Origin of the sequence: Rhizobium etli CFN 42 (assembly GCF_000092045.1) — a bacterium.
Taxonomy (GTDB): domain Bacteria; phylum Pseudomonadota; class Alphaproteobacteria; order Rhizobiales; family Rhizobiaceae; genus Rhizobium; species Rhizobium etli.
Window position 1 is genome coordinate 170,466 of record NC_004041.2, and the last position, 12,145, is coordinate 182,610.

Here is a 12,145-nt window from a genome sequence, read left to right on the forward strand (position 1 = left end):
GTTCGGCAATGACTGAAGCTGCCGACGCCGGCGTCGTGCGCGAACTGCTTTCGCCACTATCACGCTTCCTGCGCGACAAGACGCTCTATGAGGTCATCGTCAACCGGCCGGGACAGGTCGTCACGGAGGGGAGGGAGGGATGGCAGACCTATGAGATGCCCGAACTCTCTTTCGACAGGTTGATGCGTCTCGCCCGCTCGGTCGCGAGCTTCTCCAATCAGTCGATCGACGAGACGCGACCGATCCTGTCGGCGACCTTGCCGGACGATGAGCGGATCCAGATCGTCATCCCGCCGGCAACGACGAAGGGAACCGTGAGCATCACCATCCGCAAGCCGTCCTCCGTGTCGCTGACCCTCGAGGATCTCGATCATGGGGGATTGTTCGCCGATGTCTTGCCGGCCCAAGATGACGGGAGACGATCAGACCACAGGCTGTTGGAATACTATCGCATCGGCGCCTACAAGGCGTTTCTCCGGGAGGCGGTGTTTGCAAGAAAGAACATCATCATCTCCGGCGCCACCGGGTCGGGAAAAACAACTCTATCGAAAGCGCTGATCCGCCACATTCCGCAAAGCGAGCGGATTATTTCGATCGAAGACACTCCCGAGCTGGTGGTCCCGCAACCCAACCATGTTCGGCTCTTCTATTCCAAAGGCGGTCAGGGCCTGGCGAAGGTCGGCGCGAAGGACCTGCTCGAATCCTGCCTGCGCATGCGGCCCGACCGCATCCTGCTGCAGGAATTGCGAGACGGAACCGCCTTCTACTACATCCGCAACGTCAACTCCGGCCATCCTGGCTCCATCACCACGGTCCATGCCGATTCCGCCCGCCTCGCCTTCGAGCAGCTGACATTGCTGGTCAAGGAGTCGGAGGGCGGCGGGGACCTCGAACGGCACGACATCCGCGAGATGTTGACGATCGCGGTCGACGTCATCGTCCAATGCAAGCGGATCGACGGGCGGTTTCGGGTGAGTGAGATCTACTATCGAGATGCCGCGACTGACCTCGGCCGCTCTTCGTCGGATCGAGCTTAACGGGGTTGCGTCCGGGACTCTAACAATTCTCGACCGTCAGTCCAATTGTGCGGCCTTCTCACGCAGGACCACTGAAAACGCGCGGAGCCCTTGGTGGTCCAGTGCATCAATGAACTCGTGAACCGCCGGTGCTGTCTTGCGCAAATTCAACCGGGCGCGCCTGATGCTGTCGATCAATGCGTTCGAAAAGGTGGAATGGAGGCCCACGAGAAAATTGTCTGGCGACACGCAGGTCACTCCATGAGGCCGAAGGTCCGCGGCTGGGAAATCCTTGAGATTCCACGTGACAATCACAGAAGCCTTTCCGGCGATGGCTGCAGCTAAAACATGACGATCATCCGGATCCGGTAGCGAGAGGTCGGGGATGAGAATTCGGTGGTTGCCGACATCGGCATCGGGCAAAACTTCCTTGATCCGATCACGGGTCGCTTCCAGACGGGAGAAGGGTATCTCGGGTGAGCCGATGGCCAGATTGCGAATCCACTCGGCGTGGATGTCGTCGGTCCAGCGTGCGTCGACGAGACCGTCGAAAGCACACTGGACCAACATTACGCAAATGGAAAGGGTAGAGGACGCAGGCATCATAGACCGCGACAGGCGGCTTAGAGGCCATGATTGACGATCAGATCCTCTGTGTCCTCGGCCAGCGCGTCGAGGCTTTTCTGGCGAGCATCGAGCTTGACCTTGAGCGCGAGAACATCCTTCAACTTGGCTCGGCGGTGCTTGCCGACATAGCGGAAGGGCAGATCGCCGCGATCCATGCGCAGCACCACGAGAGGACGTGAGATGCCGAGGATGGTGGAGGCGTCGGTCGGGCTCAATTCCTGATCTTCCGTGAGCACGGCAACACGCTTGCCGCGCAACAGATGTTCGAGGAGTGCCTCGACAGGCGCGAGAGCCGAGGCTGGGAGAGAAAGGGTTTGAAGTTGTCCACCTTCACGGCGAATCCGTAGTTCCAGTTGGTCGCCCTCCGCCAGATTTGGCATAGGCGCGACGGCCTTGCGGTCGCGATCCGACAACTTGGTAAATTGAAGAACATGGCTGGTCATGGCGAACACCTCTGACCATGTATATAGGGCAAGTCGCTCATAACTGCAATAACTGAAATATCTTCCGCTTTCCATCTCCGATTTCTGGGCGCCATAGGAGCGCGCGGCGAACGAGCTCGACCACTTGAAGCGTGGGTTACCGCCAACGGCAAGCGCTCCGCTTTCGATGTGATCGTGCAATGCAAAGGGGCCGCCTCACCAACTATGCAGAAAAATAGGGCCGCTGGAAAACCAGGGCCCTTTAAGGTGTGAAGGTCAATAACCTCCAGAGGGGAACAGCTGATACGACGGCACTGGGAGGAAAACCATCGATTGCATCAACTGGAGGCAATATGCTCATATTTTGACCGCTTGGTAAAACATTTTTTGTGCAGTGCAGCTATGCAGAAATGGCAGAGAGTTCTCTGGGCCGATTTGACCGGGTATAGCTTCACGCAGTCGAGATCGCCCGCGCGATGGCTTCCTTTTAGGGCGTCTACGTCGCTGACCAAGGAGGCTGGTGTGGATCATGGCAGCCGCGGCATTTCGCCGTCGGCCACACGCCAGATCCACGGCGTCATCTCGGCTCTCGCGGCGATCATCTCATTCAGTGCAACGTCATAGTCTTCGTCGGCCTTCGTCGGAACGATGAACATGGCGATCGGCGGTGGCTTTGCCTCCGGTAAGGTCACGGAGGCGATCGGCTGGTCGCGCGAAAGATCGAACCGGAGTCCTTTCACGCTTCTTCGCTTCAGGCTTGAGAGCCGCTCCAGGAGACGCTGTTCATGGATGGTTTCGAACGGGATCCAGTTCTCGTTGACCACCATCAGCGCCACTTCCTCGACCGAAGCTATCCCCGCTCCCGAAATGCCGAACGTGGCGATGACGATGAGATGAAACCCCTCGTTGGATCGCCACAGTTCCAGTTCGGTTTCATATCGGGCATTCAACCGTTTCCACGCACCCTCATCGAGCATGAAGGGGAAAGGCAGGTGGCGCACCAGCATCTTCTGGCCATCGCGCGCTGAGGAAAATTCCTTTACCTCTCCGACGGTCATCATCAGTTTCCGCGGACCGGGACCGGTTAACTGGGCTCCGGCCAACATCGCTGCGCGCCTGGCGGAGATCCCTTCCTTGTCCTCCTGATGAAACACTTCCGGCACGAACAGGATGTCGCTAAGCGGACCGCCGCGGACAATCATCTGTCGCGCTGCGTTCAGCAGGCTGCTGCGGACGCGACCCCAGCCGCGTCTCCCAGCCCACAGCGCCGTCCATTCAGTCAGTTCCCCTGTCTCCCAGAGATAATGGAGCATGGCCTTGAGCGACAGCTTTTTCGGATCGTTTCGCACCGTTTCCGACGGCTCCGAAGATGAGGCCGAAGCCGATCGGTTCCCTCGTTTCGACAGCGAGAAATCGAGTTTCAGCACAGCCGCGCCCGTCGCTGCGTCGATCTGGATGGCATTGCCGATCAATGGACCAAGACCCGACAGCTCATATGGCGGTTCATAGGATGGGCAGCCGGGATCGTGATCTCGTCCTGAAAGCGGCATCCGTTTGATCAGGAATTGGCCATCCATCCGGGCGATATACATCGGCACCGGCGGTTGCCGACACGGGCAAAGTGGCCTGAGCTTCTGTTCGTAAGCGCGTTCGAGCTGCGGCAGAAACTCTGGAGAACTGTCGTCGAACGCCTGGTTGCCGATCAAAAACTGTCGCACGTCGTTCCTCCCTTGCCTGGCCAAAGGCTGATCGAGCCGTAAAAGGAAGGCGTAGCATGAGCTTCGCGGACTTTACTAGCGCAAAATAGTTAGTATGTAAATGTTACGGCCGCTGGGGCCGATTTCAACGCCAAGGCAGGAAAGAAGATACGTGCATTCCAGCCTCCAAAAATTAAAATTAACGATCATGATAATTAGAAGTCAACGGTGCGTTGATTAGAAGTCAGCCGGTCAAAATGTAGAGGCTGCGCCAGCATGAAGTGAGTTCTAATCGCGTGCTACCCAGCCCTTCGAGCCGGCCGGCACTGAACCGCCGATCACCTTGCCGCCTTCCGACTGCCCGATGGCTGCCGGCGTCTCTACATCGCAGCTGACGCCGATGCGGCCGGCCGGCACGTATCGAGGGATTGAGCTACCGCGCCCAGGCGCTGGGGATCCTGCCGCTAGTGCTTGCCCCGGAGTTCGGCGACTTCAACGAGGATCTGCGCCGGCTCAGTCCGGAACGGCTCATCGCTAATCTCAGGGCGCAGCTCGTTCTGAAACGCTCTGGCCTTTCTGCCCGCATGATCGAGCCGGACGGGGAAGGTGGGGGCGTGAGGGCCTACAGGATGGCAGGTCTCTGCCGGTCGCCGCACGGGTAGGCGCCCGCCCGCGGGCCTGCCGAGAGGCGACCCTTACCATGCGGCGGGCGGGCCTTCAGCGGGTCGCTCAGGTTTCTTCCCCTGGCTTGGGCCGCGTGCGGCCCGCCATTCCTGGCACAGCAAGAAACCTCCCTTCCGCCGCCCGGCGCTTCGCCGCGGCGTCAGGCGCCGCGGTTCCGGCCCGTCTGCCGCGTGGACAGGGATCGCCGTCAGGCCGCGAGAGGCGCGGCCCAAATCCGACGGAGACCATCTGAACCTAAGTCTTCCCATCGACGACGCCTTCGAGCCCCGCCCCGCCTCGTCCCCAACCGACCGTTTCATCTACGAGATGCAGATCTACGGCCATCGCCCCTTCCAGGATGAACCGGACCCGCGTCCGCTGCCGGAGGAGCCGGTCGTCCAGTCGGCGCTGACCGCCATGTTCGATGCTCTATTCGAAATGCTCGGCGATACCCGCCTGGAGCCCGATCTCGAAGACCTCCTGTGGTCGACGGTCAATCTCTTCCACCGCGCCGGCGAGCGCATCCAGCGGGAGCTTCAGCGTAATGAGGATAGCCAACGCAACGGTCAGCGCGAGCAGGACGGCTCGGAGGTCAAGAGTGTCGAGTTGGAGCGCCTCGTTGCCGAAGGCATCACGCTGCTTGAGCGCCGCAATGCCTTCGAGTTCATGCGCGCCTATGCGGGCGACCACTTCGAAGCCAATGCGGCTCGGCATGGCGGCCGCGGACTGGCTCCAAGGTCAGCCACGCCAACATGACCGCGGCGATGATCGACTCCAGAGACTTTCCATCCGCCCGCCGGCGCGCCGAGACCGAAGTGCTGATCCCGGCAGGCACCAAGATCGCCTTCGGCGGCGGCATCGACTACAATGATCACGAACGAATCTGGGCGAAACTCGATCAAGCCCTCGCCAAATATCCCGACATGGTGCTGCTGCACGGCGGCTCGCCGAAGGGCGCCGAACGTATCGCTGCCTGCTGGGCAGAAGCGCGCAAGGTGATACAGATCGCCTTCAAGCCGAATGGACGAAGCACGCCAAGGCCGCACCGTTCCGCCGCAATGACGACATGCTCTCGGTCATGCCGGCTGGCGTCGTCATCTTCCCCGGCTCCGGCATTACCGGCAATCTTGCCGACAAGGCCCGCCGACTTGGCATCTCCGTTTTGGCAAGCGGCGGGAGATGGCGCGTAAGCGCCATCTGTCCATACGGCTGAAGGAGATGCTTGCATTTCGCAAAAATTGTGTACACATTTGCCGCTGAAACGGAGCTTCGCCATGACCCAATCTCGGCAGCAGATACCATCTCCCCGCCGTGTCGGCGTGCGGGAATTTCGCGGCAACCTGACGTCTTTCCTCAAGCAGGTCGAAGACGGCCAGCGGTTCGTCCTGACGTCGCATCACAAGGTTGTCGCCGAAATCGGCCCGCCGTCAGCCGGCGTCGTCATGCGGAAACCAGGCGCGTTGCGCGGAAAGATCAAAGTTGCCGATGACTTCGATGGTCTGCCGGCGGATGTTCTGAAGTCCATGGAAGACGGGACGTGAGGCTGCTGCTCGATACACATGCCTTGCTGTGGTGGCTGAACGACGACGAGAAGCTAGGGAACCATGCGCGTCGCCTTATTGGCGATCCCGAGAATGATGTCCTCGTCAGTGCTGTCTCCCTTTGGGAAATCACTGTGAAGCTGCGCATCGGCAAACTTGATGCCGATATCGAAGAGATTGTTGCGATTTTGCCGGATCAAGGTTTCGACCGGCTGGATATCTCGGACGCGCATCTTATCGCTCTCGCTGCTCTTCCACTTCATCACCGCGATCCTTTCGATCATCTGCTCATGGCGCAAGCCGTGGCGGAGGGAGCGTATTTGGTTTCGGACGATCAAAATGTCGCGCTTTATGGCATTCCGTTTGTGACTTGCTCCGATCCTGTTGCCTTGTGATCTCACCGAGCTTGGCTCCGCGGATGAAGCCGGCTCAGATCGTTCCGGTTGCGTGTTTGCCAATGGCGACGTACCTGGCGACCTATCGGCGGCTCAGGTGCTTGGGAGCGGGCACGTTTGGGGAAGATCACTCATTCGACGCCCGCGTGAACAGCTTCACCCGGGATTGGAGCACGGTCTGCAGACGGCAATGCGGTGCCGCGGCGACCTCGCCGATCAGCAGAAATGTTATCGAGGTGCTCACAGCCTGCCGCAGCCGGGAGCGGGCGAGGGTATTATGTTGATCGACATGCGGGCGAAGCGTCCGTGGAGTGTGCGGCCAATATCCCCCAGTGCTTGGACCGGGAGGCCATGGTTTGTTGTCTCCTTCGATTGCCCCGAACCATTCCCGTTTTATATCGCTCGTATAGACGACCGCCTGCTTTGGCGGCCAACCCCTGAAGGGGTAAGACTCGCCCGAAATTTTTGCAAAATTCGATTTCGGTTCGTTTATCCTGGTGGAAAATAGAATTTTGCAAAATTTTCAGGCGAGCTGACCGCAGCAGGTCGGCCGTCTCTTCGTGCGCCATCGGGAATGGTCCCGAGCAACCGAAGGAGACAACAACCATGGCCACCACGATCGCAACGCTCACGCAGAAGACCGACGGCATCCTCGAAGGCGTCTTCGCCACGATCCGGGTCAACGCCCCGATCGCCATCGTCCCAAATGCCAGCAAGGCAAGCGAAGAAGCGCCCGACTACCGCGTCATTCACCGCAAGACGGGCTTCGAGATCGGCGCCGCCTGGAACCGCATCGCGCGGCAGACCGGCGAGGAATACCTCTCAGTGAAGCTTGAGGCTCCCGAGATCGGTGTGATCTTCGGCAATCTCGCACCGGCACCCGGCGGCGATCCTAGCAAGAAGGTGATCCTCTGGAACAGCCCGAACTGAAGAACAAAGCGAGCGGCCCCGAGCAATCGGGGCCGGCTTCGCCGTATCTCAGGTTTTGCGCGCAATAGCGGGATTGAAAGCGGGCATCGAGCCCGCCTTCAATCCTCCTGTCGTGCCACACGAGACCAAGGACCCTGTCTGCTCAGATACTTGAAGTCTGCCGTGAGGCTCGTGCCGCCTCAAGGACTTCGCGGCCCCTCCAATTTTCAGCCGGCGCCCTGAAGGGCACCGTCAGAAAATCGGTTCCTCCGCTCGCCGGCTCCGCCGGTCGCTGACGCGATCCTTGACCCGGCCCGATCCTCACGACCCCGGGCATCATCTTTCACATTTCAGGAGACGACGACGATGACGATTGCACTCGAAATTCAGGTTGAGGAACTGCGGGCCGAGCTCAGAAACGCCGATCCGGCTGAGCGCCGCCAGATCGAAGCGGAGCTGGAGATCGCTCGGGCCGAACTGAGGGTAGCGATCGCCGAGCAGGAGGGCGCCATCGACGCCGCGCCACCCTTCTGAGGCGGCGTTTGCCTCCTCGCCTGGGCCGGCACGCCGGATCGACCGGCGCGTCGACCCGAAGCTGCGCTTCACGCCGATAATTACCGGCAAGGACCAGGAAGACTTCCGCGGACAGCCCGGACCATGGGTTCCCGTCCGACATTTGTGTTCGGCCTATAGCCGCGCGCCCGTTTTGATCGGAGAAGTTCGAGGAACATACGGACTGCATCCTCCTCTCTGTCGAAGTGATGCACCATGGCTTGTCCGATCGTTCCGATGCGTCCCCATCGCCGCGTCAGGCATGGTGTGCCGAACAACGTCGGTTCGATTGCGAGCGCGTAGAAGCGCGCCATGTTTTTCGTCGCGTCCCTGCGTTCGATGTAGAGCTGATAGGGTTGAGTGAGCATGACGGAGAGTCGCCTCTTCCAGCTTTTGCGTCTAACGACACTTATGAATCGGTCGGCCCACACCGATTCATTTTTGTGATGATCGTTGAAGCCGAAGATCATGGATTTGGGCGAGCCGGCCAATCGGCGGCCGGGTGCTATTCGCTCCGCTCACGGAGCCCGAACACCGTCTCCGCCTCCGGTCACGCCCCCTCTCGCGGAATGACGTGAGCGAATTGCCCAGCCGCAGGGCGGCGGTTCTATCCTCGACACCTCCTGCCGGCTCACGCCGGAAACGGTCGCGTCCCCTTCGGGTCCGCGGGTCTCTTCTCTCTCTGACGTCCAATTTTACTCCAGCAAATCCGGCGTCAAGGACGGCGCGTCTCCCCCAATTTTTCCGCTGCTGCGTTTCACTGCGCTCTGGAAAAATCGGTTCCCCCGCTTGCGAGCCGCGTTCCGCGGTCCTTGACCCCTCTTTGCAACAGAGTGGCCGATCTCCGTCATCAACGAAGGAGATCACATTATGACAACCGATCAGAACCTCATACTCTACACCAAGTTTGCCGGCTTCCGGCTCGTCGTCCTGGCAAACCGCTTCGGCTGCGACAGCGATTTTTCGCGAGAGCTTCACGATCGCCTGGTTGAGGGGCTCGACGCGGCAATCGATCGGATCAGCGTCATCATGGAATTGGAACGAAGTGTTCTCATCGGGGAGGATGAATTGCCGAATATCAGCTGGAGGGCGAGATCGAGATTTTCGGGCGCTTCACTATCAATCTGCTGGACGAACTCGAAATTGATTACGACACGCATGAATTCCGCGTCAACGGCGGCGATTGGATGAGCGCTTGGGCTGCCGACGACACTGGCGTCGATATCAACTATCCTGAGCTCGTTGCGCTGATTGCGGACGAACTCGCTGGCGCCGATCATCAAGGATATCACGTTGGCAACTCGCATCCCGGTCTATGCGGGGCGCGTCGTTTGGTCATGGTGGTAGCAGCACCATCTCACATACTGAGAGGCGACAGACGAGGTTGCCTCTCAGTTGCCGATGGCCCTCAAGTGAGCCGAGGAAGGACGGCTGCGAAGTTTCACAACAATCGCAGTAATGTTGTAAATGCTGTAAATTCCAGCGATAGCAAGGAAGCCCAATGCCGAAGCCAAGCGAGACGTATTCAACCAGTGACCTCTCACGTAAATCCGGCGACATCATCGCCGAGGCGCTGCGTCATCCGGTGACGATCACCCAGCGGAACAAACCCCGGCTGGTTCTCCTCAATATCGAAGATTATCAGCAACTGATCAGGCAGGCAGACCGACGCACCGTCGGCACTATCGAAACGATGCCCGATGAGCTTTTTGCCGAACTCGAAAACGCCGTCGACGCCTATGCCGGCGAGGACGAGGTGGGCCGCTCATAAAACCACGATCATAGCACCGGTTTGACGAAACGATTGACCTTCGCTGCCTGATCCATCTCCTTTCGCCGGAAGTAGATCGCCCGGCCGCAGCGGATCGGACTATGCCCCTGGACGATGATGATCTGCTCGTCCTTCCTCATCGACTGGGTGATCTCGTGCGGCATGATCAGCGGCCGGCGCTGGAAGTTGACGTTCTCGGATCTCCTGGATGCATTGTTCTTCGTGTCCCAGCCGATGTTGCGGGAACTGCCCTTCACCTCCACCGTCATCTCGCCACATTGCGCAGAGAGGTTGCGCGCCGTGTCGAGCGCCTTGATCGCTGCGTAAGAGGCGAAAGCGCAGCCATCGATCCATGACGTCGCGCCATCCTTCCCGAAATGCCGCTCCAACTGCCCGACCGACTGGTACATCAACATCATCGAGATGCCGTACTTGCGGCCGCGGTCGCGCGCCTCCTCGAGCACCCTCATGTAGCCGAGCAGATCGACCTCATCGAGCATGAACAGCGCCCGGCGCTGGAAGGCGCCGTCGGCCTGCACCATGGCGTTGATGAGCGAGCCGATGATCACACGAGCGATGCCCGGATAGGAGCGCAAGATCGATGCGGAGATGTTGAGGAAGACGTCCTTCTTGCCCGAAACGATATCACTCGATTTGAAGGCATTGCCGCAGACGAGCGCGGCATAGCTGTCGAGCGACAGCCACTGGGTATCCTTCGATGCTGTGGAATAGACGCCCGAAAACGTCTGCTCGGTCATGTTGGTGAAGACGCCGAGCGTTTCGCGGATGAAGGCCGAACCGGAATGCTCCTGAATGTCGCGCAGCATAGCGAGCACCGAGGGCTCCGGTTCGGAAACGATCTGGCGGAGACTGCGCAAGCTTCGCCGGCCCTCATATTCGGGCGAGAGCATCACATGGGCGAGCAGACCGGTCAGGAGGTTGTGCGCCTGGTTCTGGAAGTAGGATCCCGTCGAGCTTTCGAAGCGAAGGCTTTCCGACAGCAGCATATGGGCAATGCCGACGATGTCCTCTTCCTTTTGCTTGGATGCTTCGATCCCGTCGAGCACGTTGAAGCCCATGATCGGGTTCGTCGGATCGAGCACCATGACCTCGCGCCCGAGCGCATTGGTGCGGTGCTCGACGACCATGGGCGCGACCTCAGTGGAAGGATCGAGGCAGATCATGGGTCCGGTATATATGAGCGCCGTCGGCACGACGTTGCTGGTCGTTTTGTATCCGCCCGATCCCGCGAAAAACAGCATATGGGTGGAATCGAAGTCCTGTCTGTAGGTGAGCAATGGCGCCTTCCCGCCCTGTCCCCATGTGCTGCGATCGTTTACATCGAAGGGAAGCGCATGGATGATTTCCTTGTCGACCCGATAACGCTCGCCGACCACGATTTCCCCATCCGGCGGGAACAGCTTTCCTGCTGCCGCCATCGGCAGCCAATCGGCATCTCCAAATATTCCACGCCGGGCACGCTTGATTTCATCTGGCACGACGACGGAGATGCGGGCTGACACCGCCACTGACATGAAGCCGGCGACGGCAGCAATGACTGCGACCATATCAAGATAGGACAGCGCTCGATCCCACGGAACGACCCGGGCCTGCACAGTCGGTGCAAGCCGGCCGAATTCGCGTAGCGCATAGTAGGCGGCAATGCCGAGAAAACACAAAAGACTTGCCATGGCGACCGGCCTTCGCCGATGCAGCGGCAGGGCCCAAACTGTCAGAAGTCCGGCAAGAGGTCCGAACATTAGAGGCAGTACAGGTGCTGCCCGCAGGAACCAATATTCCATCCTTCCCGACATGCCGACGGCGAGCCCTGGCCACCGCCAGCCAACAATGTAGATTGTGATCGTGGTGACGGCGATCGGCGCCAAAACGAGCAGCAGGCTCGGATGCGGTTTCCCTCTTAGGCCCATTCCGCCGTCTCCTTGAGATGCGATGAAACGTCGGCCAGCGACGGAGCCTTGAAAGCCTCTTCGCCGATATCGCGCAGCCGCCGATGCTCAATGGAGCCTGGGGCGAGCTTTGCCAGTTCTATGAGGCCGCCGAGCAGGAATGCCCGATCGGCTTTCGACAGCCCGGCTCTGACGACGATTCCGCCGAGCAGGAACTTCTCGCGCGCGTCGCGCTTCCGCTCAGCCGTCATTTGGAGCCTGCCCCTGCGCTCCAGCGCCGCTATCTCCTGATCGACGCGTTTGAGGAGTGGGGCCAGCGGCGCCTTTCCTTTCCCCCTTCCGAAATCGCGCGGCGATTTCCTCGATGATCCGATCGACCTCCTCGTCGGCGATCTCCATCTCCGCCAGCCCGGTTCTGGTCGCGGCGCGGGCAAACCGCTCGGCCGATTTAACTATCAACAATCGTTTGCGTTCGCGCAGCTTTTCGATCTGGGCGTCGAGATCGGAAATCGATGATTTTGCAGCCATTCCTGGTTCCTTTTCTGCTTTGATGTCGAAGGTGCGATTATACTAACTAGAATAAAACAGTAAAATGCGCTACCGTGCAACCAGAAAAGCGGCATCGGCCCTTCGGTCCGATCTGTT

The 12,145-nt window shown here is 59.7% G+C and carries 13 protein-coding genes and 3 pseudogenes; 9 read left to right on the plus strand and 7 right to left on the minus strand.

Features of this window, described 5'->3' with window-relative positions:
* The first annotated feature begins 8 nt into the window (after nt 1-8).
* On the plus strand, nt 9-1,037 hold the full coding sequence (gene virB11, locus RHE_RS30180) for a P-type DNA transfer ATPase VirB11 (protein WP_011053377.1): 1,029 nt from the start codon (nt 9-11) through the stop codon (nt 1,035-1,037).
* A gap of 36 nt (nt 1,038-1,073) precedes the next feature.
* Here the strand turns inward: virB11 and RHE_RS30185 are convergent, their stop codons facing one another.
* The 3 genes from RHE_RS30185 to RHE_RS30195 form a co-directional block, all read right to left on the minus strand.
* Nucleotides 1,074-1,586, minus strand: coding sequence for a PIN domain-containing protein (locus tag RHE_RS30185; RefSeq protein ID WP_244425864.1), 513 nt, complete (start codon nt 1,584-1,586; stop codon nt 1,074-1,076).
* A 53-nt stretch (nt 1,587-1,639) separates the two neighbouring features.
* Nucleotides 1,640-2,086 carry a MerR family transcriptional regulator gene (locus RHE_RS30190; RefSeq protein ID WP_244425866.1) on the minus strand — a complete coding sequence of 149 codons (447 nt, stop codon included), beginning with the start codon at nt 2,084-2,086 and terminating at the stop codon, nt 1,640-1,642.
* A gap of 506 nt (nt 2,087-2,592) precedes the next feature.
* The gene (locus RHE_RS30195) at nt 2,593-3,783 is read right to left on the minus strand and encodes a DUF1173 domain-containing protein (RefSeq protein ID WP_011053380.1); all 1,191 of its coding nucleotides are present in this window, start codon (nt 3,781-3,783) and stop codon (nt 2,593-2,595) included.
* A 309-nt stretch (nt 3,784-4,092) separates the two neighbouring features.
* On the opposite strand from RHE_RS30195, the pseudogene RHE_RS34735 reads away from it, so the two are divergent.
* From RHE_RS34735 to RHE_RS33980, 6 genes and pseudogenes are all read left to right on the plus strand, one after another.
* Nucleotides 4,093-4,350: pseudogene (locus RHE_RS34735) on the plus strand (toprim domain-containing protein); the annotation flags it as partial.
* A 324-nt stretch (nt 4,351-4,674) separates the two neighbouring features.
* A pseudogene (locus tag RHE_RS30205) lies at nt 4,675-5,615 on the plus strand (DUF2493 domain-containing protein).
* Between the two features lie 84 nt (nt 5,616-5,699).
* Nucleotides 5,700-5,966, plus strand: coding sequence for a type II toxin-antitoxin system Phd/YefM family antitoxin (locus tag RHE_RS30210; RefSeq protein WP_004676093.1), 267 nt, complete (start codon nt 5,700-5,702; stop codon nt 5,964-5,966).
* Nucleotides 5,963-6,361 carry a type II toxin-antitoxin system VapC family toxin gene (locus RHE_RS30215; RefSeq protein ID WP_008536014.1) on the plus strand — a complete coding sequence of 133 codons (399 nt, stop codon included), beginning with the start codon at nt 5,963-5,965 and terminating at the stop codon, nt 6,359-6,361. Before RHE_RS30210 ends, RHE_RS30215 begins: the two co-directional genes overlap by 4 nt.
* Before the next feature lie 606 nt (nt 6,362-6,967).
* Nucleotides 6,968-7,291 carry a DUF736 domain-containing protein gene (locus RHE_RS30220; protein ID WP_004676095.1) on the plus strand — a complete coding sequence of 108 codons (324 nt, stop codon included), beginning with the start codon at nt 6,968-6,970 and terminating at the stop codon, nt 7,289-7,291.
* 345 nt (nt 7,292-7,636) lie between these two features.
* Complete coding sequence (locus RHE_RS33980) at nt 7,637-7,804, plus strand: hypothetical protein (protein ID WP_004676096.1); 168 nt, start codon at nt 7,637-7,639, stop codon at nt 7,802-7,804.
* A gap of 80 nt (nt 7,805-7,884) precedes the next feature.
* Here RHE_RS33980 and RHE_RS30225 read toward each other — a convergent pair whose 3' ends face one another.
* Nucleotides 7,885-8,190, minus strand: a complete 306-nt coding sequence (locus RHE_RS30225; protein ID WP_004676097.1) for a WGR domain-containing protein — start codon at nt 8,188-8,190, stop codon at nt 7,885-7,887.
* Between the two features lie 502 nt (nt 8,191-8,692).
* On the opposite strand from RHE_RS30225, the pseudogene RHE_RS32595 reads away from it, so the two are divergent.
* Nucleotides 8,693-9,169 (plus strand): annotated as a pseudogene (locus RHE_RS32595) (hypothetical protein).
* 154 nt (nt 9,170-9,323) lie between these two features.
* Nucleotides 9,324-9,593: a type II toxin-antitoxin system prevent-host-death family antitoxin gene (locus tag RHE_RS30235; protein ID WP_011053387.1), complete on the plus strand. Its 270-nt coding sequence runs from the start codon at nt 9,324-9,326 to the stop codon at nt 9,591-9,593.
* Nucleotides 9,594-9,601: 8 nt separating this feature from the next.
* Here RHE_RS30235 and traG read toward each other — a convergent pair whose 3' ends face one another.
* The 3 genes from traG to RHE_RS30250 are packed head-to-tail and all read right to left on the minus strand — an operon-like array spanning nt 9,602 to nt 12,028.
* On the minus strand, nt 9,602-11,521 hold the full coding sequence (gene traG / locus RHE_RS30240) for a Ti-type conjugative transfer system protein TraG (RefSeq protein ID WP_011053388.1): 1,920 nt from the start codon (nt 11,519-11,521) through the stop codon (nt 9,602-9,604).
* Nucleotides 11,512-11,751, minus strand: coding sequence for a conjugal transfer protein TraD (locus tag RHE_RS30245; protein ID WP_011053389.1), 240 nt, complete (start codon nt 11,749-11,751; stop codon nt 11,512-11,514). Before RHE_RS30245 ends, traG begins: the two co-directional genes overlap by 10 nt.
* Complete coding sequence (locus RHE_RS30250) at nt 11,741-12,028, minus strand: TraC family protein (RefSeq protein WP_011053390.1); 288 nt, start codon at nt 12,026-12,028, stop codon at nt 11,741-11,743. Before RHE_RS30250 ends, RHE_RS30245 begins: the two co-directional genes overlap by 11 nt.
* Between the last annotated feature and the right edge of the window lie 117 nt (nt 12,029-12,145).

Coding starts and splice junctions, on each gene's coding strand:
- RHE_RS30225 (WP_004676097.1), bottom strand. CDS start 8,190: ATGCTCACTCAACCCTATCAGCTCTACATCGAACGCAGGGACGCGACG.
- virB11 (WP_011053377.1), top strand. CDS start 9: ATGACTGAAGCTGCCGACGCCGGCGTCGTGCGCGAACTGCTTTCGCCA.
- RHE_RS30245 (WP_011053389.1), bottom strand. CDS start 11,751: ATGACGGCTGAGCGGAAGCGCGACGCGCGCGAGAAGTTCCTGCTCGGC.
- RHE_RS30235 (WP_011053387.1), top strand. CDS start 9,324: ATGCCGAAGCCAAGCGAGACGTATTCAACCAGTGACCTCTCACGTAAA.
- RHE_RS30250 (WP_011053390.1), bottom strand. CDS start 12,028: ATGGCTGCAAAATCATCGATTTCCGATCTCGACGCCCAGATCGAAAAG.
- RHE_RS30185 (WP_244425864.1), bottom strand. CDS start 1,586: ATGTTGGTCCAGTGTGCTTTCGACGGTCTCGTCGACGCACGCTGGACC.
- RHE_RS30220 (WP_004676095.1), top strand. CDS start 6,968: ATGGCCACCACGATCGCAACGCTCACGCAGAAGACCGACGGCATCCTC.
- traG (WP_011053388.1), bottom strand. CDS start 11,521: ATGGGCCTAAGAGGGAAACCGCATCCGAGCCTGCTGCTCGTTTTGGCG.
- RHE_RS30210 (WP_004676093.1), top strand. CDS start 5,700: ATGACCCAATCTCGGCAGCAGATACCATCTCCCCGCCGTGTCGGCGTG.
- RHE_RS30190 (WP_244425866.1), bottom strand. CDS start 2,086: ATGACCAGCCATGTTCTTCAATTTACCAAGTTGTCGGATCGCGACCGC.
- RHE_RS33980 (WP_004676096.1), top strand. CDS start 7,637: ATGACGATTGCACTCGAAATTCAGGTTGAGGAACTGCGGGCCGAGCTC.